Raw genomic sequence first — 20853 nt, forward strand, 5'->3', positions numbered from 1 at the left:
GCTTATTTTTGCAGCCAATTGCCGATGTCGGCATTCGCTTCCTCGCCCCCTTCCACCCCGTCGGCGCCAAATGAATACAAGTCGTATTCGCCGTGCTGGCCGGGTTTCAAATAGTAGTAAGGACGGCCCCACGCATCGGCCGGCAACGCATCCAAATAACCGCCTTGCTTCCAACGCGCGCCGCTCGGCAGATTGACCGGTTTTTTCACCAACGCCTCCAAGCCTTGCTCGGTACTGGGGTAGCTGAAATTATCCAGACGGTACAAATCCAAGGCCGCACCTATCGCCCGGATGTCTTGCAGCGTGCGGGTCGCTCTGGCTTCGTCGGGTCGTCCCATGATTTTGGGCACCACGATGGATGCCAAAATGCCCAAAATGACCACCACGATCATCACTTCAATTAAGGTAAAGCCGCTGTTTCTATTGCCCTTCATAACTATCCGCTAAGCTTTTCACATCTCCGGCTCAAGCCGGCTTCCGCGAAAATAGTATGAAAATAAGGTGACACGGGTATGACAGAAACCGATTCCACTCGGACAATACGCTCAGGGATAATGGCTTTAACCATCCATATATTATCGATCGACCTATGTGCCTACAGTGCAGCCTCATCGCGCTTTTATTGGTAGCCGTTGCCAACGGCGCGCCGGTAATGGCCGGCTACCTACTAAAACGCAGGTTCGCTTGCCCGGTCGACGCCGGTGTGCATGCAGCCGACGGCAGACCGTTGTTCGGCCGCTCGAAAACCTGGCGTGGCCTGCTGGCGGCACTGGGTTGTAGCGCCGTTTTCGCCTCCGCCTTGAATGTGTCTGCGGCTTTGGGCATGGTTTTCGCCGCTTGGGCCATGGCCGGCGACTTGTTGGCCAGTTTTTGCAAGCGGAGGCTCGGTAAAACCGAAAGCAGTCAGGCGCGCGGTTTCGATACCGTGCCGGAATCCCTGCTGCCGGCGTGGCTGCTGAGCGACGAATTGAGTCTGGGTGCGTGGGACGTCGCCGCCGTGGTGGTGGCGTTTTTTCTGATGGAAGAGTTTTTGTCGCCGCTGTTGTATAAATGGCATATCCGGCGGCGGCCTTATTAATAACAACGTGGTTGGCATGAGCGATACATTGCGGGTACTTACCTATAACATTCATAAAGGCTTCGACACCGGCAACCGCCGCTTCGTGTTGCAGCAAATCCGCGACGCCCTGATCGGCGCCGACGCCGATCTATTGTTCCTGCAGGAAATCCAAGGCCAACACCAACACAAGGAAAAACACATCAACGGCTGGCCGGCCGCGTCGCAGGCCGAATTCATCGCCGAAGGCGTATGGCCGCACCACGTGTACGGCAAGAACGCCATATACGACGCCGGCCACCACGGCAACGCCATCGTCAGCCGTTATCCGTTCGAGGCCTGGGAAAACATCAACGTCTCGCCGTTCAGTTGGGCCAGCCGCAGCCTGTTGCACGGCGTGATCCGCTTGCAAAACTCCACTACGCCCTTGCACGCGGTGTGCGTGCATCTGGGTCTAATGGGTTTCGAACGGCGCCGGCAGTTGCAAGAATTATGCGTCCGCATCGAACAACACGTGCCGCACGATGCGCCGCTGATCGTGGCCGGCGATTTCAACGACTGGCCGCAACAGGCGGAGCGGCAATTTCACGCCTACCTGGGCTTGGAAGAAGTGTTCCGTAAAACCCACGGCAGGCACGCGCGGACTTTTCCGGCCTGGCTGCCGTTGCTGGCCATGGACCGTATTTATTTTCGTGGTTTGAATCCGTTGAGCTGCCAACGTTTATCGCATGCCCCCTGGCATTTGCTGTCCGATCACGCCCCTTTGGCGGCCGATTTCTCCCTGCGAACGCCATGAAATCCGTACCCGGACGTTGGACTGCGCCCAATCTGTTGACCGGCTTTCGCTTCGCCGCCGCGCCGGGCTTGCTGTGGCTGGCCTGGCACGGCTATGCCTTGGCCTTCATGAGTTTGTTGGCGCTGTGTTTCTTGTCCGATTTATTGGACGGTTTCGTCGCCCGCCTGACCGGGCAAGTCTCCGAGTTCGGCGCGATGCTGGACAGCTGGGCGGACGTGGTGAATTATTTGACCATCGCCCTGTGTTGCTGGTGGCTATGGCCGGACATTTTCGCCGCGGAATGGCTGTACTTCGGTTTCACGGTAGCCAGCTGCATTCTGCCGGCACTGACGGGCTATATTAAATTCGGCTGTTTCACCAGTTATCACACCTGGGCGGTGCGCATAGCCGCCGCGGCCATGGGCTTTGCGCTGTACGTATTGTTTTTCGGCGGCCCGCTGTGGCCGTTTAGAATGGCGGCCGTGCTGTGTTTGCTGGCGGGCGGCGAAGAAATTTTATTGACCTTGCTGCTGTCCGAACCCAAATCAAACCTGCGTTCGCTGTGGCATGCGTTGAAAAGACGGTGACAGCAAGTAATCAAATGGATCCGCCGTTCACCGGCATGCGCTTTCTTAGCATTTCCAAGGCTTTGCCGTAATCGAAACCCATGACCAGCCGGATGAATTCCTCCGCTTGCGGACCCAGGAATTTTTTTAGCAAACCGGTTTGCGCTTCCACCAGTTGGCGGGCCTTGGCGTCGCCGATAAGCAACATCTGCTCCAAATCGAGCAATATCAAGCGGATTTGGTTCCGGTCTACCGACGCGTCCATCGCCTCGCTTAGCTCGGCGGGAAATAGCGTACCTAACGCGGTACAAAACCCATGCAGCGCTTCATCCAATTGTTCGATCAATTCGTCGATTGCTTCGGCGTTACGATTAAACCTAAAAGCCTTATCCAATTCCGTGGCTAGTTCTTGCACCTTGATAATGCCCAGATTACCGGCGGTGCCTTTCAGCGTATGGGCAATACGCCGCGGCTCATCCGATTTTCCCGCATCCATCGCCGAGCGCAGCTTTAACATATCCTCGCTGTGATCGTCGGCGAACATTTTCAACAACTCCAGATAGGTGGTGAACCGGCCCGACAATAACTTAAGGCCGCGGTCGCGATCCAAGTCCGGAATACGGCCTAACAGAGCGGACGGCTCTTCCGCAACGACAGGCATCGCCAAGCTCGGCTGTAGCGTGGTCGGCAGCCAGCGAAACAACGTGGCGTAAAACTGATCCGGCTCAACCGGTTTGGCAATAAAATCATTCATGCCGGCCGCCTGGCATGCCTGCCTATCCTCGTCGAATGCATTGGCGGTCATGGCCAAAATCGGCTTATTTTCCCAGCCCGGCAGGGCACGGATAGCACGGGTGGCTTCCAAGCCGTCCATGCCCGGCATCTGCATGTCCATCAGGATCAAATCGTAATCGGTGAGGCGGGATTTGCTCAGCGCAACCGCTCCGTCCTCAGCAACATCGACCAGCACACCCACCATACGCAACAGTTCCACCGCAACTTCCCGATTAACGGCATTGTCTTCGGCCAGCAGGACATGCGCTCCGGCTTTTTCGTGGCGCAAGCGTTTCTCGACATCCTTGACGGCACGATCCGCAAGCGACCCGGCAATGCCGCTGCCGTGTTCGACACGGACGGTCAACCAAAAAATACTGCCTACACCCAGGCTGCTGCTGGCGCCGGTTTCGCCGCCCATCAATTTCGCCAGATGGCGGGTGATCGCCAAGCCCAAGCCCGTGCCGCCGAATTTACGGGTGGTGGACAGATCGGCCTGTTCGAAGGCTTGAAACAGTATCGGCAGTTTTTCCGGCGCAATCCCAATCCCGCTATCTTCCACTTCGAAGCGTAAATGCAGGCGCTTGCCGTCGTCTTCCAGCACTTTGGCACGCAAGATGATGCGGCCTCGTTCGGTAAACTTGACGGCGTTGCTGACGTAATTGAGTAAGGCTTGACGCAAGCGGGTCGGATCGCCGCGTAGCCATATCGGAACCGCGTCGGCTTCGATAGCAATGGTTAGGTTCTTCGCCGCCGCTTGGTCGAATGTCAACGATTGCACGTGATCGAGAATATCGTATAGCTGAAAATCGCGATGCTCCAGCTGGATACGGCCGGCTTCGATTTTGGATAAATCGAGAATGTCGTTGATGATGGACAAGAGATGCTGGCTGGCGCTCTCGATTTTAGCCAAGCGTTCGGCTTGTTGCGGACTTAGTCCTTCGCTGCGCAACAAATGGGTAAGCCCGAGGATAGCGTTCATCGGCGTGCGAATTTCGTGGCTCATATTGGCGAGAAAGGCGCTTTTGGATACGTTGGCCGCTTCGGCGGCAATTTTCGCCTCTTCGAGTTGATGGGTACGTTCGGACACCAATTGCTCGAGATGGTTACGATGCGCATCGAGTTCGGCGGTAATGCGTTTTTTCTCGGTGATGTCTTCCTGTATCGAAACATAGTGGCTGATGCTGCCGTCCGCCTGACGAATCGGCGTGACTATCGCAAAATCGATGTACTCGCTACCGTCCTTGCGGCGATTGTAGAATTCGCCTTTCCAGGAATTGCCGGAGGCTATGGCCTCCCATAGCGACGCGAAGTTTTCCCGCGGCGTCTTGCCCGATTGCAACAACTTGATGTTTTGGCCTATCACTTCCGCGCGGTCGTAACCGGTTTGCCGCAAAAAATTGGGATTGACGTAAACGATGTTGGCGTCTAAATCGGTGATGACAATGCTCTCCGGGCTTTGCTCCACGGCCATGGACAACTGAAGCAGTTCCCGGGCCGAGTCTTCGGCCGCCTGTTTTGCATTGATGGCGTCTTCCATCAACGACAGCAATGCCATATGCGCGGAATGCTGTGCGCCCACCGCGTCTTGCAATTCCTTTTCGACCCTCTTGCGTTCCGTGATGTCGCGGCAGGTCACCACCGCGCCGACGATGTTGCCGTTCGCATCGTGAATAGGCGCCATGTTGTAACTGCCCATCCAGGACTCGCCGGTATCTTTGCGCCGTAAGCCGTATTCCTGATCGGTAGCCGATTCGCCCCGCAAGGCTCTCGGCATCGCCCACTGTTCGAGCGGGGCCGGTTCTCCGGAAGGTAGAAACGTTTCCAGCAGCCTGGGATAGTCGGCAAAGTTTTTGGCGCATTCCGCTTTACCGTTGAAGCGGTGAAAAGCCGCAAAAGCGTCGTTGACATGAATAAAACGCCCTGCGCAATCGGTGATGAACAACGCTTCGGACATAGCGGCCATCGCCGCTTCCAAATACGCTTGGCTGGCCTCGGCCTCTCGACGTGCGGTGTTGGCATCCTCCAGGCGGTTGAGGGCAGCCAACCTGGCCATGCTTTGCGTCTGCAAGGCGGCGGCCTGGGCTTCGGCTCGCTCCCGTTCGGTGCGCTTGCGTTCGGTAATGTCGCGGTGAACCGCCATGAAACCGAGCACTTTGCCGTGCGGCGCCACAATCCGGGTCCCGCTGGTTTCGGCCAAAAATTCGCTGCCATCCTTACGCCGGTAACGCATTTCGAAAACCGCGGTATCGCCGCCCGTTTCGAGCCGATAGCGGCGAATGCCTTGTTCGATAAAGTCGGCGGGATCGGCATACAACATCCGGGTGCTGTGGCCGCCAGCCTCTTCCGGCGTATAACCGAACATTTGCGTAAACGCCGGATTCACCAGCTTGATGCGGCGCTCGGTATCGGTAAGGGTGGCAGCGTCCAGCATGCCGTCGAAAATCGAGTGGAACAGGATTTCGCTTTCCTGCAATTGCCGGTGCGCATCCATCAACTCGCGGCGCCTATCCGCCTCGTATTGCTGCGAGCGGCGTTGCGACTCGGACAATACACCGGCCAAAATGCCACTCAGTATCAGCATGCTCCATTGCAGGAGATTATGGCTTTCGGTAATCGCCCAGTGCTCTTGAGACGGGACAAAATAATATGCCGTCAGCAATCCGGTACAAGCGGTCGTAACCAGACCAGGCCCCAAACCGCCTAACATCGCTATGGCGATGACCGCCGGCATGAACAAAATCAGTAACGGACGTTGGCCGAATACGACAACCAACTGCATGCGAACGGCGAACATCAGCAACGGCAATAGTATCGCCAGAACATAGGGAAGCAGACGTGGGCGCGGCGGCGGGAACCCCCGGATCACGGCGAATTCTCCGGCGGCACATCGGCCTGATCCGTAAATGACACGTCGTAGGGCGGCATGCGTCCTAGCTCTGCCGCCAAATCGTTCACGTGTTGCTTGAGCCGAATCATCGCCAGTTCGCGGTCGATCCCGGCGTTATCGAAACGCTCCAATTCCAGGTTACGGTGTTGCAATTCTTCCGTTTGCCGACGGAGCTCCCGTTCGGCTTGCTTGCGTTCGCTGATGTCCAGCGCGAAGCCTATCCGTCTCATCGGTTTACCGTCCAGCGCCCGGGTAACCGTAATATCCAACAGCACCGGAAAACGTTCGCCGTTCTTGCACAGATGTTCGGATTCGAAACTGGCATGGCCTAACCGGTCGGCGTCGAGTATGCGCGGCCTGACTGTTTCCCAACAATCCTCGGGAAACAAGGTCTCGACCGGTTTGCCCGCCAATTCTTCGGCAGAGTAGCCCCGCTGCCGGGCAAAAGCGGGGTTGACGGCGAGTATGGTTTGGGTGGCGGGATCGCCTATCGCCACGCCGAACTCGGACTTTTCGAAAGCTTCCCGCCATAACTCCAGTTGCGCTTCGGCTTGTTTGCGCCTGGAAATGTCCTCTACTACCGATATGAAATAATCCGGACTGCAGTCGGACTTGTCGACCAAGGACACGCTGAGATTGACCCAGACGATGCTGCCGTCCTTGCGAAGGTAGCGTTTTTCCATCGTATAGTGATCGATACGTCGTTCCAGCATTTGCCTGACGCATCTTAGATCCGCCGCCAGATCGTCCGGGTGAGTGATGTCCTGGAAAGTCTTGGCTAACAGTTCGGCGGCCGAGTAGCCGACAATATTGCAAAGTTTTGCATTGACTCGCAGCCAACGGCCGTCCGGCGCGACCAGGGCAATTCCCACCGCCGCCAGTTCGAAGGTGGCTTCGAATCGGTTTTCGCTTTCCCTAAGCCTGGAATCTATCCGTTGCCGCTCGCCTATCAAACCGGCTACTCGGGTTAATAATTCGTCGACTCTGAACGGTTTGATCAGATATTCCTGAACGCCGGCTTGCAGTAAGCGTATGCGCAACGCGTCGTCGGCCTTGGCGGAGAGGACCAGGATGGGTACATCGGCAAATTCAGGTTGCCGGCGCAGTTCGGCAATCATCGTATCGCCGCTCATTTCCGGCATCATCAGGTCGGTCAAAATCAGGTCCGGCATCAGCGATAACGCTAACGTAACGCCTTGCCGGCCGTTAGCCGCGCCGGCAACCCGATAATAAGGTTGCAGACTGGCGGCGATGAAGGTTTGCAAATCGGCGTTGTCTTCTACCACCAAGATCAATGGCGCGTCCCGGCTGTCCGCTGTAGTTGCGGCAGCTGCCGGCATGGGACGCGCTAGCGAACTCTCGATAGCCGCCCGATTGCCTATGAGAGCGTCGGACCGGCTTGCCGCCGCCAATGAGATACCGGTCGGGGCGGTAAGCGGCAAACGCACCGAAAACAGCGCTCCGCCACTGGGAGCCTCGCCTAGCAGCGCGCTACCGCCGTGCAACGCGGCAAATTCGCGGACGATAGCCAAACCCAAACCCGTTCCGCCGTGCCGGCGATCGGCATTGCCCTCCAATTGGCGAAAACGCTCGAATACCGCCTCGCGTAAATCGGCCGGCACGCCGGGACCGTTATCCTCAACTTCTATCACTGCCGCCGCATCGGTCCGGAGGAGTCTAAGGTCGATATAGCCGCCATCCGGCGTGAATTTGAATGCGTTGGACAATAGGTTGAGCAAGATGCGCGCTACTTTTTCAGCGTCGACTTCGGCATGCAACGCAGCGGGCACATTAACTACAAAAGCAATACCGCGTTCATTGGCCAAAGAGTCAAAATACGCCGCAGTAGTTCGGGTTAATTCCGCTAAATCGAGGCGCGCATAGTGAATTTGCATGCTGCCTGCTTCCAGTTTGGCGGCGTCGAGCAAATCGGAAACCTGACGGTACAGCAGCCGGGCATTCCGCAACATCATCTCTGTTTCTCTCCTTTCCGCCGTATCGCCGTTAACCATGGTTAGACGCTTTTCCAACGGAGCCATGATTAGGGTCAGAGGCGTTCGCAGTTCGTGACTAACGTTGGCGAAGAATTGACTTTTCAATTGGTCGAGTTCCAAGGTTTTCCGGTACAGCCCGGTAAGCTGTTGTTGGCTACGTTCGGCCGACAACCTCGCCTCCTCGCTGTTGCGCATAGCCCGCTGCAAACGCTCGAACAACCAGGCGAACAAACCGCCCATTACGGCAAACAATGCGATAGAAGCCAGTGAGGAGGTATCCACCACGGTCAATGCAAATTGCGGCGGAATGAACACGTACCAAGCGAGCAAGGTGGAGATTGCCGTACCGGTCAAGCCGCCGCGCAGCCCGCCCAGCCAGGCACTACAAAAAGCGGCGGGGAAAAATAAAAACCACACGTAAGGTTTGATGTAAGCGTCCCAAAACAGCCACTGCAGGCCGCAGGCCGTAAAAGGACACAGGAGCGCAAGCGAAATGCCGAAACCCGGGCTTTTGTCAGGATTTCTGTTCGTCATGTAAAAAAGTCAATCTGTACGGCTGTTCGCGCCCCAGTTCTTGCGATAGCGCATTGATCATTTTTTTCATCTCTATGATGTGTAATTCCCGGCCTACGGTTACCCGGTTGAAGCGTTCGAGTTCGGCGTTACGCTTGCGCAACTGTTCTTCGGCTTGTTTTTGCAACGTGACGTCGATGATGACGCCGTCGAGAAACTCGGCTGAACCGCTCGCATCGTAACCGGCCCTGCCGTGATCGATAACCCAACGGATGCCGCCGTCGGCGTGGCGGATACGGTATACCAAGCGATACGGCTGACGACAGGCAACGGCAATGCTTACCGCTTGTTCGACGCCGACCCTGTCTTCGGCGAGCACTATCTCGGTCCAGGTCAACGGGGAATCGCCGGCCAGAAAAGCACAGGCTTCATAACCGACCAACAGTTTCACGCCGTCGGATAGCATGATCATGCGCCAGGGGGGATTTACTTCGCTGCGATAGACGGCGCCGGGCAAATTGTCGGCCAAGGTTCGGTAGCGTTGCTCGCTTTCCGCCAGTCTTAATTCCGCCTGTTTTCTATCGCTGATATCGATGTGAATGCCGGACAACAGGACAATGTTGCCGTTTTCGTCGCGTTGAGCGCTACCTTTGCAATACAGCCAACGTATCTCCCCGTTATCCTCGCGGCGGATACGAAACTCGGTTTCGAACGGTTCGCCCCGCTCGATGTGCCGCTCCCATTGAGCGTCGAACAGATTCAGATCGTCGGGATAAAGTCGAGCGCGCCAGTCTTGGTAGCTATGCTGACTGCTGGGCACCACCCCGTAAAGTCTTTCGCATTCCGGCGACCAATAGATCGAGTCGTCGAGCAAGTTACGTTCCCAAATACCGACGTGCCCGCCTTCTTGCGCCATGAGTAAGCGACGTTCGCTGGCGCGTAAGGTCCGGGCGGTTTTATTGGCTTCGTCGCGGGCCGTTTGTGCGTCTTCCAGTAAGTTAACCATGGCCACTTGCACCTGTTGCGCATCTTCGGGTTGCCAAGGTTCGGCCGTCTCGGAACTCCCGGTATATGGGGGAGGACGGCCGAGTTCGCCGGCCAAAGCGTTAATCTGTTGCTTCATGGTCAACATGGCCAATTCTCGGCCGACGGCGATGCGGTTGAAACGCTCCAGCATTTCATTGCGTTGATTTAGCCGGGTTTCCGCCATTTTACGATCGGAAATATCGTGCTGGACCGATAACCAAACCGGGCCCCAAACCGGCATTTCGTGACGGGATATATCGGCATAACTCCAGAAAATGCTGCCGTCCTTGCGGCGGCTGAGCCATTCTCCTTGCCAACGTCCGCTTGTCCGAAGTTGTTCGATGATCTGACCGGCAACTTCCGCCGGTGTTTGCTTCGTGGTTTGCGCGCTGAGCATGGCAAGATCACGTTCGAGCAGTTCGTCGATCCGATACCCGAACATGGCAGCAAAGGCCGGATTGGTAAACAAAATACGTCCGTCGCCGCCAATGACGTTGATGCCCTCGGTAAGGTGGGCGAGTATTTCCGCTTGCAGCTGCACCGCCTGTTGCGTCCGCTGCCGTTCCTCGATTAACTTAAGCTGCGCCTGCTGATCCTGCAAGGTGAGCAAGGTACCGCCGATCGCCAACACCAACAGACAAATCAACAGCAGTCCGGCCGAGTCTTTACTGGCATTGGCGTAAAACTCGGCGCTATCTTTTTTGACGATTAAAAACCAATCCGTACCGGGTACCGGGTAAGCTACGGCAACCGACGCTTCGCCGCGGTAATCGACGCCGCTGATCAATTCTCCGGGCTGTTTAGCGCCTTGCAGTAATTGACTTGACAGCAAATCGGCATCAACCAGCGGCTGGCGCAAGGACAGAGCCGCGTTCTGACGGTAACGCAATGCGCTGAGGTATAAGGCATCGGCGCCATCCCGGCGCAGCAGCAAGGATTCGCCGCTAGCTCCTGCATCCGGCCCTGCTTGCAACAGGGTGAAGAGCCGGTCAAGCGGTTCGGTGCGCAACACTACGACCGCCAATATTTGTTGATCGGCGCCAATAGGCACGACAAAATCCAAATGAATTTTCCGTTCGGCATCCGGATAGAGTTCGGTACGGACAACGCCGCCTGCCGTGCCCGCTTGCTGAACCGCCGCGAGCAGCGGCGGCGAAATATCTTCCGCAGTCGCTTTCGAAGACCAAAGTTTACGTCCGGACGGGTCGAGAAATAAGGCGGAAGCAAACCCCATGGATTGCTCGTATTCGCTCACCCAGATGCGTAAGTGTGTTGCGGCGGCTGCATTGCCAAGGATAAGCCATTGCTGTAGCAACTGCGCAAAATAGGCATTGCCGCGTAGATAGGCTGCATTCTTAGCATATTTTTCCAATTCGTCGGCAATACCGGCTGCATTGCGATTTGCAAAGGCTTTAATACGGGCCAGCTCGTCGCGCTGTTGCTGTTGCCAGTGATAGGTGATGCCGAAAGCCCCGGAACCGATGACGCACAAAGTCAACAGAGTGAAGGGCAGCCAGCGGCGAAAGCCCGCTTGCGACGTATAGGCGGCTGTTTTTAACGGTCTAAGTTCGAAACGCCGCAACAATCCGTACAACAATAACGAAGTGGCTGCTACGTACAACCAGCCTTTCAACATGCTGACCACGGCAAACTGGGCGGCATCTTGGATCAACAGTTTTAAAGCCCCGTCGGAAAGCAAGATCCATAGTGCGCCGAATACCGCGTATACGGTAACGATCAGTAAAGGCCCACCGGCATTGGCCAAGCGCTGTTTGGGGGAATCGTTCATGGCCGAGCGCTACACTCCGCTCTTAAGTATTCTCGGCTATGGCCACAAACTCATCGAAACCAGCCAAAAACGCGTCGGTCACGTCCGGATCGAAATGCCTTCCTTTTCCTTCAGCGATAATAGCCCGCGCGCGTTCATACGGCAGCGCCGGTTTGTAAGGCCGCGACGACACCAAGGCATCGAACACATCGGCCAGCGCCATGAGCCGGGCGGAAATAGGGATGGCATCGCCGACCAGACCGTCGGGATATCCGCTGCCGTCCCACTTTTCGTGGTGCCAGCGCGCGATTTCCTTGGCGATGCGCAAGAAGGCGACCGGTTGTTCGGCGTCCCGTTCCGCACGCTCTATGGCATCCGATCCCAGCTTGGCATGGGTTTTCATCACTTCCCAGTCTTCGCCAGCCAGTTTGCCGGGATTCAGCAAAATGTTGTCGGGAATACCGACTTTACCAATATCGTGTAGCGGCGCCGATTTGACCAACATCGCAATATAGGCTTCCGTCAGAAAGTCGGCAAAGCGCGGATGCGATTGCAATTTATTGGCCAGAAGACGAATGTAGCCCTGAGTACGATGAATATGATTACCGGTTTCCGGATCTCGAGTTTCCGCTAGATGCGCTAAGGCCCGTATGCTGACGGTCTGTACCAATTCGTTTTCTTTCATCCGCTGCTGGACCTCGGCTTCCAGCCAGGCTTTATCATCCCGTAATCTGTCCCGTGCTTGCTTAAGCTCAAGATGGGTCCGAACTCGCGCCAACACAACGGGCGCCATAATGGGCTTGGTAATATAATCCGCCGCGCCTAGATCGAATCCGGCCAATTGATCTTCCTGGCTATCAAGAGTGGTAATAAAGATGACCGGAATATCGTTGGTGAGTGGATCGGCTTTCAGTCTGGCCAAAACGGTAAAGCCATCCATGCCCGGCATCATGACGTCTAACAATATCAACGCAGGAAGCGGTTGCACGTTTGCCAGTTCTAAAGCACGTTCGCCGTTATTGGCTACCCTAACTCGATAAGTCGTTTGCAACAAGGCATCCATGAGCGCCAAATTGTCCGGTGTGTCATCTACCACCAAAATGGTCTGAGTGTCGCTGGATGCTTTATTTAAAGTAGGAACGCAAAGCTTGCTTTCTTGTTCCATTATCACAATACCTATTATGCAAGGATCTAAGTGAATTATCCCGCGCAGACTGAGACGCGCCTACTCGGGCTTGAATTCGCTACTCAGTACAGAGAGAAACGCGATGATGACCGCATGCCGGGAGACAACTCCAATATCCCTTTGAAGGAATAAACAGCCGCAAAAGTTAATGCTGCTTGCTAGTTTGGCCACCCTTTACAAAGCCTAGCCCAAATCCATTAGCAATAAAGGGTTTTGCATAATAATCGTAAACGGTTCGAATTCGCAAACCGCTGCAAAATTTTGTGAGGCGCTATACAGAGTCATAATATGCCGGCTGTCGCTTCCGTTATACGAATTCATTTTCTTCATAAGCAAATGCCTCTCTCAGCGCGTGCCGCCGCGGCCCGACCAGGATAGTAGCGTTATAATAGCGAGGTTATTTATAAAATGCTTCAGACCTTATGCACTTACCGAATTACTCCGCCGCGCGAGTCTTAGTTGTCGGCGACTTGATGCTGGACCGTTACTGGCACGGCCCGACCTCGCGGATTTCCCCGGAAGCGCCGGTGCCGGTGGTACACGTCAAACAACACGAAGAACGGGCCGGCGGCGCCGGCAACGTTGCGCTGAACATTGCCGCGCTGGGCGCCAAAGCCTCCCTGTTGGGTTTTGTCGGCCAAGACGAGGCAGCCGCGGCCTTGGAAGCTCTATTGAAAAAAGCCGGGGTACTCTGTCTATTTCAAGCGATTGCCAATTTTCCGACAATCACCAAATTACGGGTCATGAGCCGACATCAGCAATTGATCCGGCTGGATTTCGAGGACGGTTTTCAGCACGTCGACACCGATCCTTTGTTGCATTTGTTTCATGCCGAACTCACTCAATCCCAAGTCGTAGTGTTGTCCGATTACGGCAAAGGCACCTTAAGTCAGGTGCAACGATTCATACAGTTAGCCCGGCAAATGAAAAAGCCGGTATTGGTGGATCCCAAAGGCAGCGATTTTTCAATTTATCACGGCGCAAGCTTGATTACCCCGAATCTAAGCGAATTCGAGGCAGTGGTCGGCCCTTGCCACGGCGAGGCACAAATCGTCGAGCGCGGGATGAACTTAATCAGGGAACTCGGTTTGGATGCCTTGCTGGTTACCCGCGGCGAACACGGCATGACCTTACTCAACCACGCTGCCGAACCGCTGCATTTACCGACCCACGCCCGTGAGGTATTCGACGTCACCGGCGCCGGCGATACCGTCATTTCGGTCCTGGCCGCCAGCCTGGCCGCAAAAACTCCGCTGGCGGAAGCCACTCAGCTAGCTAATGTCGGCGCCGGCGTCGTGGTCGGCAAACTCGGCACAGCCACCGTCAATATCGACGAATTGGCCACCGCTTTACAAGGCCCGCGCGCCCGGCACAAAGGCGTGTGCAGTGGGCCGGAACTGCTGGCACAGCGTACCGCAGCCAAAGCCAACGGCGAAAAAGTGGTCGCCACCAACGGCTGCTTCGACATCTTGCACCCCGGCCACGTCCGATACTTGCAACAAGCCAAAACCTTGGGCGACCGTTTGATCGTGCTGGTCAACAGCGACGACTCGGTCAAGCGTTTGAAAGGCCCGGAACGGCCGGTCAACAATCTGGAACACCGTATGGAAATGTTGGCAGCTCTGGAGTGTGTGGATTGGGTGGCAGCGTTCGAACAAGACACGCCCGAGGAAGTCATAGCCCAACTGCTACCGGACGTCCTGGTCAAAGGCGGCGACTACACCGACATCACCGGCATAGCCGGCCACGCCAGCGTGCTGGCTGCCGGCGGAGAAGTAAAAATCCTATCGTTTATCGAGGGACATTCGACGACGGGGATTATTCGGACGATAAAAGAAAAGCTGCAAAGTTAAATCACCTTCACTTTGAAGTTGAGCTATCAAAGTAAAGTACAAACAGGGTGAGTAACATTTGCAAGCTCACCCGGACGGCTAAACTGGTAATAGACAGATACCGTATTTCGACGGAATCTTACCGGCAAGGGCTTTCACAACACTAAAACCGCTTTTAAGATCAACCATTGCCGGACGCCGGACCGGCAATCGCTTCAATCAAGCCTGACAATCGCTGCCTGCGGCCAGCTGTTCGGCTTCGAGTTTTTTCCTGGCATCGCATTTTTCCTTGCAAATGCAGTTACCTGTCCCTCCGCAGGAGCCTTTGATCGCGTGGCGGCCGAATATCACGCCTATCGCCATAATAGCCACCACTACCAACATAAATAAAAACGTCACTAAAAAATAACTCATATCCGCTCTCCAACAAAAACGTGCCGGAACAAAAAACGAGGAGAACCGCTTAGGTTACTCCCCGTTTTAATAGTTCAGCAATAAACCGGGTTAGCCGCCGAAGTCGTCCAGGAAGATGTTTTCCCTATCCACTCCGTTTGCCAACAACATGTTGATTACCGACGAGTTCATGATCGGAGGACCGCACATGTAGAACTCGCAGTCTTCCGGTGCCGGATGGTTTTTGATGAACTCCTCGAACAACACGTTATGGATGAAGCCGGTATAACCGGTCCACTCGTCTTCCGGCAAAGGATCGGACAAGGCCACGTGCCATTTGAAGTTATCGTTTTCGCGTTGCAGCATGTCGAAATCTTCGACGTAGAACATTTCGCGTTTGCTGCGGGCACCGTACCAGAAGGTAATTTTGCGTTTGGATTTCAACCTGCGCAACTGGTCGAAAATGTGCGAACGCATAGGCGCCATACCGGCACCACCACCGATGAATACCATTTCGGCGTCGGTATCTTTCGCAAAAAATTCACCGTAAGGACCGGATACCCACACTTGATCGCCGGGTTTCAGGTTAAAGATGAACGAGGACATGATGCCCGGCGGCGTGCCTTCCGGCGCGTTAGGCGGCGGCGTGGCGATACGCACGTTCAACATGATTTCTTTCTCTTCCGGATAAGACGCCATCGAGTAAGCGCGCAAGGTGGGCTCCGTCACCTCGGATACATAACGCCACAGATTGAACTTGTCCCAATCAGGACGGTATTCCTCGGCGACCTGCATATCCGCGTACTTGGATACGTGCGGCGGACATTCGATTTGTATGTAACCGCCGGCGCGATAGTTGATCGCTTCACCTTCCGGCAATTGCAACACCAACTCTTTAATGAAAGTCGCGACATTGTCGTTGGATTTAACCGTACACAACCATTTTTTGACGCCGAATACGCTATCCTCGACTTCGACTTCCATATCGGTTTTAACCGCTACTTGGCAAGCCAGACGCTCGCCGTGCGCCGCTTCGCGCTTGGTAATGTGCGACAACTCGGTCGGTAAAATATCGCCGCCGCCTTTGTGCACTTTAACCTTGCATTGGCCGCAGGAACCGCCGCCGCCGCAGGCCGAAGAAACAAATAGTTGATTATCCGACAACGCGTTCAATAATTTGGCGCCGGCCGGCACGTGTATCTTCTTTTCGTTGTTGATCAGAATTTCCACATCCCCGGCGGCTACCAGCTTGTTTTTGGCGCCGATGATCATAAACACCAGCGCAATCACGATAGCCGTGAAGAAAATAACCCCTAATGCAATTTCTAGCATTACGATACCCTTTTACAATTGAATTCCAGAGAACGCCATGAAGCCTAAAGACATCAAGCCTGCGGTGATGAAGGTGATGCCCAGGCCTTGCAACGCGGCCGGTACATCGCTGTATTTCAGTTTCTCGCGCACGCCGGCCATCAAGGTGATCGCCAGCGCCCAACCGAAACCGGAACCGACGCCGTACACCACGCTCTCGCCGAAGTTGTAGTCGCGCTCGATCATGAACAAACTACCGGCCAAAATTGCGCAGTTCACAGTGATCAGCGGCAGGAAGATACCCAGCGCGTTGTACAAAGCCGGAACGAACTTATCCAGAAACATTTCCAGAATTTGTACGATCGCCGCAATCATGCCGATACAGCTCAACAAGCTTAAAAAGCTTAAGTCCACGCCGGTGATACCGAGCCAGGCCAGAGCGTCTTCTTTCAACAAGGTTTGATAGATGAACTGGTTGGCCGGCACGGTTAGGGTTTGCACCACCATCACCGCAACGCCCAAACCCATCGCTGTGGAAATCTTCTTGGACACCGCCAAGAAGGTACACATCCCCAGGAAGAACGACAGGGCCAGGTTTTCGATGAAAACCGCTTTAACAAATAAGGCAATATAGGCTTCCATTAGTGATGCCCTCCTTCACCGTGAGCAATGGCCATAATTTTGAACTCGTTGTGTTCGACTTGTTTCGGTTTCCAAGTACGGAAGGCCCAGATGATCAAACCGATCACGAAAAACGCGCTAGGCGGCAACAACATCAAGCCGTTCGGCACGTACCAGCCGCCGTCCTTGACCAAGGGCAACACTTCGAAGCCGAGCAGTTTGCCCGAACCCAAGGTTTCACGCACCAGCGCCACCAGAATCAAGATCAAGCTATAGCCGGCACCGTTGCCGATACCGTCGATAAAGCTTTGCAGCGGCGGATTTTTCATCGCATAGGCTTCGGCGCGGCCCATGACGATACAGTTGGTGATGATCAAGCCGACGAATACCGACAGTTTTTTACTGACGTCGAACGCAAAGGCTTTCAACAACTGATCCACCACGATCACCAGCGAGGCGATGATAATCATCTGCACGATAATCCGGATGCTGCTGGGGGTGTGCTGACGCACGGCGCTGATCGCCGCGCTGGAACAAGCCGTTACCGAAGTCAGGGCCAAGGCCATGATCAACGAGGTAGACATTTGCGAGGTTACCGCCAATGCGGAACAAACTCCCAGCACCTGCAAGGTGATGGGGTTGTTGTCGACCAACGGCTCGAATAATACTTTTTTGGTTTCTTTGTCCATGACGACTCCTAACCGTTTGCTTTGATTTTGTTCAGGTAAGGCGCAAATCCTTCCGGCCCCATCCAATACAATATAAGGTTACTGACGCCGCGACTGGTCAACGTAGCGCCGGCCAAACCGTCAACTTTGTTGACCGCGTCGGGACGGCTGGTATCGACCGTGCCTTTCACCAGCGTCAAAGCCACTTCGCCGTTATCGCCGTAGACTTTTTTCCCTTTCCACAGCGCCCGCCAGTTGGGGTTGACCACTTCGCCACCCAGACCCGGGGTTTCGCCTTGATCGTACAAGTTAATGCTTTGTACCGTTTGGCCATCAGCTTCCAAAGACAGGAAACCGTACATCGTCGACCACAAACCGTAACCGTTGACCGGCAATATGATGGATTGCAACTTGTCACCGCTTTTCACCAGAAACACCTTAGCGACTTTCGCTTTACTACGAATGCTGGCGATATCTTTATCCGCAGGAATCGCTTCATTTTGTGCGGGGTCTTTTGCAGCCTTGCGTTGATCATATTCATCCACATTGCCGTCAACATATTCACCCGTCGCCAGATCGACCAACTTGGCTTCGATGCGTTCTTTAAAAGCCTGATCGATGTCGGTGCCTTCATCCAGCAAACCGGCCACGTCCAATATGTTTTTCTTCATGTCCAAGGCTTTGTTGTGCGACTGCAAAGGCCGCAAGGCAACGGTTGCTATCGACACCAATACCGCGCATACCAGGCACAACGCCAATGCAACGTTGATGGTTTTTTCCAGACTGTCGTTGCTTAACGCCAGGATACGATCGGCATAAACTCTGAACTGCTCGTAATATTTACAAAGCTGCTCGTTATACTTGCAGGTTTTTTTCTCGGCATTAAGCATGGCGTTTAATCCTTCTTCTGATATTTGCTTGGACGACAAAGTAATCAATCAACGGCGCAAACATGTTGGAGAAAAGAATTGCAAGCATCACGCCTTCCGGGAAAGCCGGATTGACGACCCTGATGATAACAATCATCAAGCCGATCAAAATGCCGTAAACCCAGCGACCGGTATCGGTATTGGCCGCGGAAACCGGGTCGGTAGCCATGTAAACGGTACCGAACGCGAAACCGCCTAATACCATATGCCAATACCAGGGAATCGCAAACATCGGATTGGTATTGCTGCCGATCACGTTCAACAAGGTCGACATTGCGATCATGCCTATCAGAACGCCGCCCATAATCCGGTAGGAGGCAACGCGGGTATACAACAAGAAAGCCGCTCCCAACAAGCAGGCCAAGGTCGAGGTTTCACCCATGGAACCGGGAATAAAGCCTAAAAACGCTTGCAACCAGCTAAAGCTACCTTTGATAGCTTCCAATCCGCCGGCGGATGCCATAGACAGCGCGGTTGCTCCACTGTATCCGTCTACCGCGACCCAAACCGAGTCACCGGAAATCGAAGCCGGATAGGCAAAGAATAGAAATGCGCGTCCGGTCAATGCCGGGTTTAAAAAGTTTTTGCCGGTACCGCCGAATACTTCTTTACCCAATACGATACCGAAGGAAATGCCTAAAGCAACCTGCCACAAAGGCATGTCCGGCGGCAAAATCAAGGTATACAGCATCGAAGATACCAAAAAGCCTTCATTGACTTCGTGTTTGCGCACGGTTGCGAACAACACTTCCCAAACGCCGCCCACGGCCAGCGTGGTGAAATAGATAGGGAAGAAGTACAGCATGCCGTGTACCAGACAGGATAAGGGGTTATACGGACTGTAACCGAACAACACCATGGGAATGCGGCGCCAATTTTCTATGGATTCTTTCCCTAAAGACTCCATGGCCAGATTAGCTTGGTAGCCTGTGTTGTACCAGGCCATCAATATGCAAAACGCCGTGGCAATCACTACGAAAGTCATGGTACGTTTCAAGTCGTTGCCGTCGCGAACGTGAGTTTTGCCGCGCGTTACATCAGACGGGGTATAGATAAAAGTATCTACCATCTCGTAGAGACCGTAGTACTTCTCCAACTTGCCGCCCTTTGTAAAATGCGGCTCTATGCTATCTAAAAAGTCTCTAGCCGACATTTATCCTTCCTTCTCGATTTTGGTTAAATTTGCCCTAAGCACCGGCGCGAAATCGTGCTTACCCGGATCGACGAACGTAAACAAAGACACGTCTTCTTCGTCCAATTCCAAGCAACCCAAGGCTTGCGCGGTGTCGGTATCGCCAACCACAATCGCTTTTAATAACGGGGTTGCCAAGATATCCATAGGCATGACGGTCTCGTAAACGCCAACCGGAACGATGGCGCGGTTACTGCCGTTCTTATCGGTAGTCAACGGAAATAAACGATTGTCTTTGCGGTCTTTGCTGGACACGTACACGTTCATCGCGGAATATTTTTGAGTGCCCGGCACGATCCAACCGAAAAATTCGCGGTCGCGCCCTTCTTTCAACACCGAGACTTGCAAACTGTATGCGCTCAAAAACGCCAAAGGCCCGCTGGCTTCGTGTCCGTACAATACCGAACCTGAAATCACCCGATTTTCGACTTCTTCCAACTCGCCCGCAACCAAATCGGTTAAATTGGCGCCCACGCGCGTTTTGAGCAGACGCGGTTTTTTGACGGTCGGTCCCGCTAAAGAAACGACGCGCTCTACGTTGAGATGCCCCGTGGTAAATAAGGCGCCTATTGCCATCACCGCTTGATAATCGATGTGCCAAACGAATTTGTGCGCGTTTACCGGGTCGATAAAATGGATGTGGGTGCCGGGCAATCCGGCCGGATGCGGTCCTGCGAACACTGCCGTTTCTATACTTGGCAGACTGGGGATATCGGCACCCGCCGCTTTACAAACATAGGTTTTGCCGGCGGATAGTTTCGAAATTACGCTCAAACCGTTGACAAAATCGCTTTGTCTCTCCTTAATGACGACGGCAGGATCGGCTGCCAGCGGTCGGGTGTCAATGGCACAGACAAATATCGAACTCGGTGTCGAGTCGGCTGCAGGAACCTTGCCGTACGGGCGGGTACGGAATGCGGTCCACAAGCCGGATGCCGTCAAGTTCTCTTTCACCTGTTCCGCAGTCAAGGCGGATAATGCCGATTCGGCATATTTGGCAAACGTCTCTTGTTGCTTTCCTTGCAATTCAATCTCTACCGACAACAGCACCCGGCGTTCGCCGCGGTTAACGGCTTTTACCACTCCGGCTCCGGGAGAAGTAAAGTTAACGCCGGGATTTTGCTTGTCGACGAACAACACTTGGCCCAGCTTAACTTTGTCACCCTCGGCGACCAGCATTTTAGGTTTAAGTCCGACGAAATCGGCGCCCAGTACGGCAACCGACTTAACGTCGTTACCATTGCTTATTTGTTGATCAGGCTTACCCGTAATGGGTAAATCCAACCCTTTCTTTATCGTAAATTGCATAGTTGATACGCCTGCTCTCCAGACAAATTGCAGCCAAAAGCCCTTTGAGA

The 20853-nt window shown here is 54.4% G+C and carries 16 protein-coding genes; 4 read left to right on the plus strand and 12 right to left on the minus strand.

Going from position 1 to position 20853, the window contains the following annotated elements; translation table 11 throughout:
* Positions 1–2: 2 nt before the first annotated feature.
* Positions 3–434: a type II secretion system major pseudopilin GspG gene (gene gspG / locus F1E05_RS11305; RefSeq protein ID WP_150048512.1), complete on the minus strand. Its 432-nt coding sequence runs from the start codon at positions 432–434 to the stop codon at positions 3–5.
* Between the two features lie 155 nt (positions 435–589).
* Here gspG and F1E05_RS11310 point away from each other — a divergent pair, with 155 nt between their 5' ends.
* Genes F1E05_RS11310 through F1E05_RS11320 form a run of 3 tightly spaced genes read left to right on the plus strand, consistent with a single transcriptional unit; the run spans position 590 to position 2419 of the window.
* Complete coding sequence (locus F1E05_RS11310) at positions 590–1078, plus strand: CDP-archaeol synthase (protein ID WP_150048514.1); 489 nt, start codon at positions 590–592, stop codon at positions 1076–1078.
* A gap of 16 nt (positions 1079–1094) precedes the next feature.
* The gene (locus F1E05_RS11315) at positions 1095–1853 is read left to right on the plus strand and encodes an endonuclease/exonuclease/phosphatase family protein (protein WP_150048516.1); all 759 of its coding nucleotides are present in this window, start codon (positions 1095–1097) and stop codon (positions 1851–1853) included.
* On the plus strand, positions 1850–2419 hold the full coding sequence (locus F1E05_RS11320) for a CDP-alcohol phosphatidyltransferase family protein (protein ID WP_150048517.1): 570 nt from the start codon (positions 1850–1852) through the stop codon (positions 2417–2419). The genes F1E05_RS11315 and F1E05_RS11320 overlap by 4 nt, the downstream gene beginning before the upstream one ends.
* Before the next feature lie 10 nt (positions 2420–2429).
* Here F1E05_RS11320 and F1E05_RS11325 read toward each other — a convergent pair whose 3' ends face one another.
* The 4 genes from F1E05_RS11325 to F1E05_RS11340 are packed head-to-tail and all read right to left on the minus strand — an operon-like array spanning position 2430 to position 12528.
* Complete coding sequence (locus F1E05_RS11325) at positions 2430–6041, minus strand: PAS domain S-box protein (RefSeq protein ID WP_150048519.1); 3612 nt, start codon at positions 6039–6041, stop codon at positions 2430–2432.
* Entirely contained in the window at positions 6038–8590 is a 2553-nt protein-coding gene (locus F1E05_RS11330) for a hybrid sensor histidine kinase/response regulator (protein WP_150048520.1), read from the minus strand. Before F1E05_RS11330 ends, F1E05_RS11325 begins: the two co-directional genes overlap by 4 nt.
* A complete protein-coding gene (locus tag F1E05_RS11335; RefSeq protein ID WP_150048522.1) occupies positions 8571–11384 on the minus strand; it encodes a PAS domain-containing protein in 2814 nt (937 codons plus the stop codon). Before F1E05_RS11335 ends, F1E05_RS11330 begins: the two co-directional genes overlap by 20 nt.
* A gap of 22 nt (positions 11385–11406) precedes the next feature.
* Positions 11407–12528: a response regulator gene (locus F1E05_RS11340; RefSeq protein ID WP_150048524.1), complete on the minus strand. Its 1122-nt coding sequence runs from the start codon at positions 12526–12528 to the stop codon at positions 11407–11409.
* Between the two features lie 443 nt (positions 12529–12971).
* Between F1E05_RS11340 and hldE the strand changes: the two genes are divergently transcribed.
* Complete coding sequence (hldE, locus tag F1E05_RS11345; protein WP_150048525.1) at positions 12972–14402, plus strand: bifunctional D-glycero-beta-D-manno-heptose-7-phosphate kinase/D-glycero-beta-D-manno-heptose 1-phosphate adenylyltransferase HldE; 1431 nt, start codon at positions 12972–12974, stop codon at positions 14400–14402.
* Between the two features lie 198 nt (positions 14403–14600).
* Here the strand turns inward: hldE and nqrM are convergent, their stop codons facing one another.
* The 7 genes from nqrM to F1E05_RS11380 form a co-directional block, all read right to left on the minus strand.
* A complete protein-coding gene (gene nqrM / locus F1E05_RS11350) occupies positions 14601–14795 on the minus strand; it encodes a (Na+)-NQR maturation NqrM (protein WP_150048527.1) in 195 nt (64 codons plus the stop codon).
* 90 nt (positions 14796–14885) lie between these two features.
* The gene (gene nqrF / locus F1E05_RS11355; protein WP_150048529.1) at positions 14886–16106 is read right to left on the minus strand and encodes an NADH:ubiquinone reductase (Na(+)-transporting) subunit F; all 1221 of its coding nucleotides are present in this window, start codon (positions 16104–16106) and stop codon (positions 14886–14888) included.
* Between the two features lie 12 nt (positions 16107–16118).
* Entirely contained in the window at positions 16119–16727 is a 609-nt protein-coding gene (nqrE, locus tag F1E05_RS11360) for an NADH:ubiquinone reductase (Na(+)-transporting) subunit E (RefSeq protein WP_150048531.1), read from the minus strand.
* Positions 16727–17395 (minus strand): NADH:ubiquinone reductase (Na(+)-transporting) subunit D, encoded by a 669-nt coding sequence (locus F1E05_RS11365; RefSeq protein ID WP_150048533.1) that lies wholly within the window; start codon positions 17393–17395, stop codon positions 16727–16729. The genes nqrE and F1E05_RS11365 overlap by 1 nt, the downstream gene beginning before the upstream one ends.
* An 8-nt stretch (positions 17396–17403) precedes the next feature.
* Positions 17404–18264: a Na(+)-translocating NADH-quinone reductase subunit C gene (locus tag F1E05_RS11370; RefSeq protein WP_150048536.1), complete on the minus strand. Its 861-nt coding sequence runs from the start codon at positions 18262–18264 to the stop codon at positions 17404–17406.
* Positions 18257–19456, minus strand: coding sequence for an NADH:ubiquinone reductase (Na(+)-transporting) subunit B (locus tag F1E05_RS11375; RefSeq protein WP_150048538.1), 1200 nt, complete (start codon positions 19454–19456; stop codon positions 18257–18259). The genes F1E05_RS11370 and F1E05_RS11375 overlap by 8 nt, the downstream gene beginning before the upstream one ends.
* Positions 19457–20803: a Na(+)-translocating NADH-quinone reductase subunit A gene (locus tag F1E05_RS11380; protein WP_150048540.1), complete on the minus strand. Its 1347-nt coding sequence runs from the start codon at positions 20801–20803 to the stop codon at positions 19457–19459.
* Positions 20804–20853 lie beyond the last annotated feature (50 nt).

The organism is Methylomonas rhizoryzae, from assembly GCF_008632455.1.
Classification (GTDB): domain Bacteria; phylum Pseudomonadota; class Gammaproteobacteria; order Methylococcales; family Methylomonadaceae; genus Methylomonas; species Methylomonas rhizoryzae.

Bases quoted from the DNA above. Each gene is read 5' to 3' on its own strand.
- F1E05_RS11320 (WP_150048517.1), top strand. From the start codon at position 1,850: ATGAAATCCGTACCCGGACGTTGGACTGCGCCCAATCTGTTGACCGGC.
- F1E05_RS11310 (WP_150048514.1), top strand. From the start codon at position 590: ATGTGCCTACAGTGCAGCCTCATCGCGCTTTTATTGGTAGCCGTTGCC.
- F1E05_RS11365 (WP_150048533.1), bottom strand. From the start codon at position 17,395: ATGGACAAAGAAACCAAAAAAGTATTATTCGAGCCGTTGGTCGACAAC.
- nqrE (WP_150048531.1), bottom strand. From the start codon at position 16,727: ATGGAAGCCTATATTGCCTTATTTGTTAAAGCGGTTTTCATCGAAAAC.
- F1E05_RS11335 (WP_150048522.1), bottom strand. From the start codon at position 11,384: ATGAACGATTCCCCCAAACAGCGCTTGGCCAATGCCGGTGGGCCTTTA.
- F1E05_RS11340 (WP_150048524.1), bottom strand. From the start codon at position 12,528: ATGGAACAAGAAAGCAAGCTTTGCGTTCCTACTTTAAATAAAGCATCC.
- F1E05_RS11370 (WP_150048536.1), bottom strand. From the start codon at position 18,264: ATGCTTAATGCCGAGAAAAAAACCTGCAAGTATAACGAGCAGCTTTGT.
- F1E05_RS11330 (WP_150048520.1), bottom strand. From the start codon at position 8,590: ATGACGAACAGAAATCCTGACAAAAGCCCGGGTTTCGGCATTTCGCTT.
- nqrF (WP_150048529.1), bottom strand. From the start codon at position 16,106: ATGCTAGAAATTGCATTAGGGGTTATTTTCTTCACGGCTATCGTGATT.
- hldE (WP_150048525.1), top strand. From the start codon at position 12,972: ATGCACTTACCGAATTACTCCGCCGCGCGAGTCTTAGTTGTCGGCGAC.
- F1E05_RS11375 (WP_150048538.1), bottom strand. From the start codon at position 19,456: ATGTCGGCTAGAGACTTTTTAGATAGCATAGAGCCGCATTTTACAAAG.
- F1E05_RS11380 (WP_150048540.1), bottom strand. From the start codon at position 20,803: ATGCAATTTACGATAAAGAAAGGGTTGGATTTACCCATTACGGGTAAG.
- nqrM (WP_150048527.1), bottom strand. From the start codon at position 14,795: ATGAGTTATTTTTTAGTGACGTTTTTATTTATGTTGGTAGTGGTGGCT.
- gspG (WP_150048512.1), bottom strand. From the start codon at position 434: ATGAAGGGCAATAGAAACAGCGGCTTTACCTTAATTGAAGTGATGATC.
- F1E05_RS11315 (WP_150048516.1), top strand. From the start codon at position 1,095: ATGAGCGATACATTGCGGGTACTTACCTATAACATTCATAAAGGCTTC.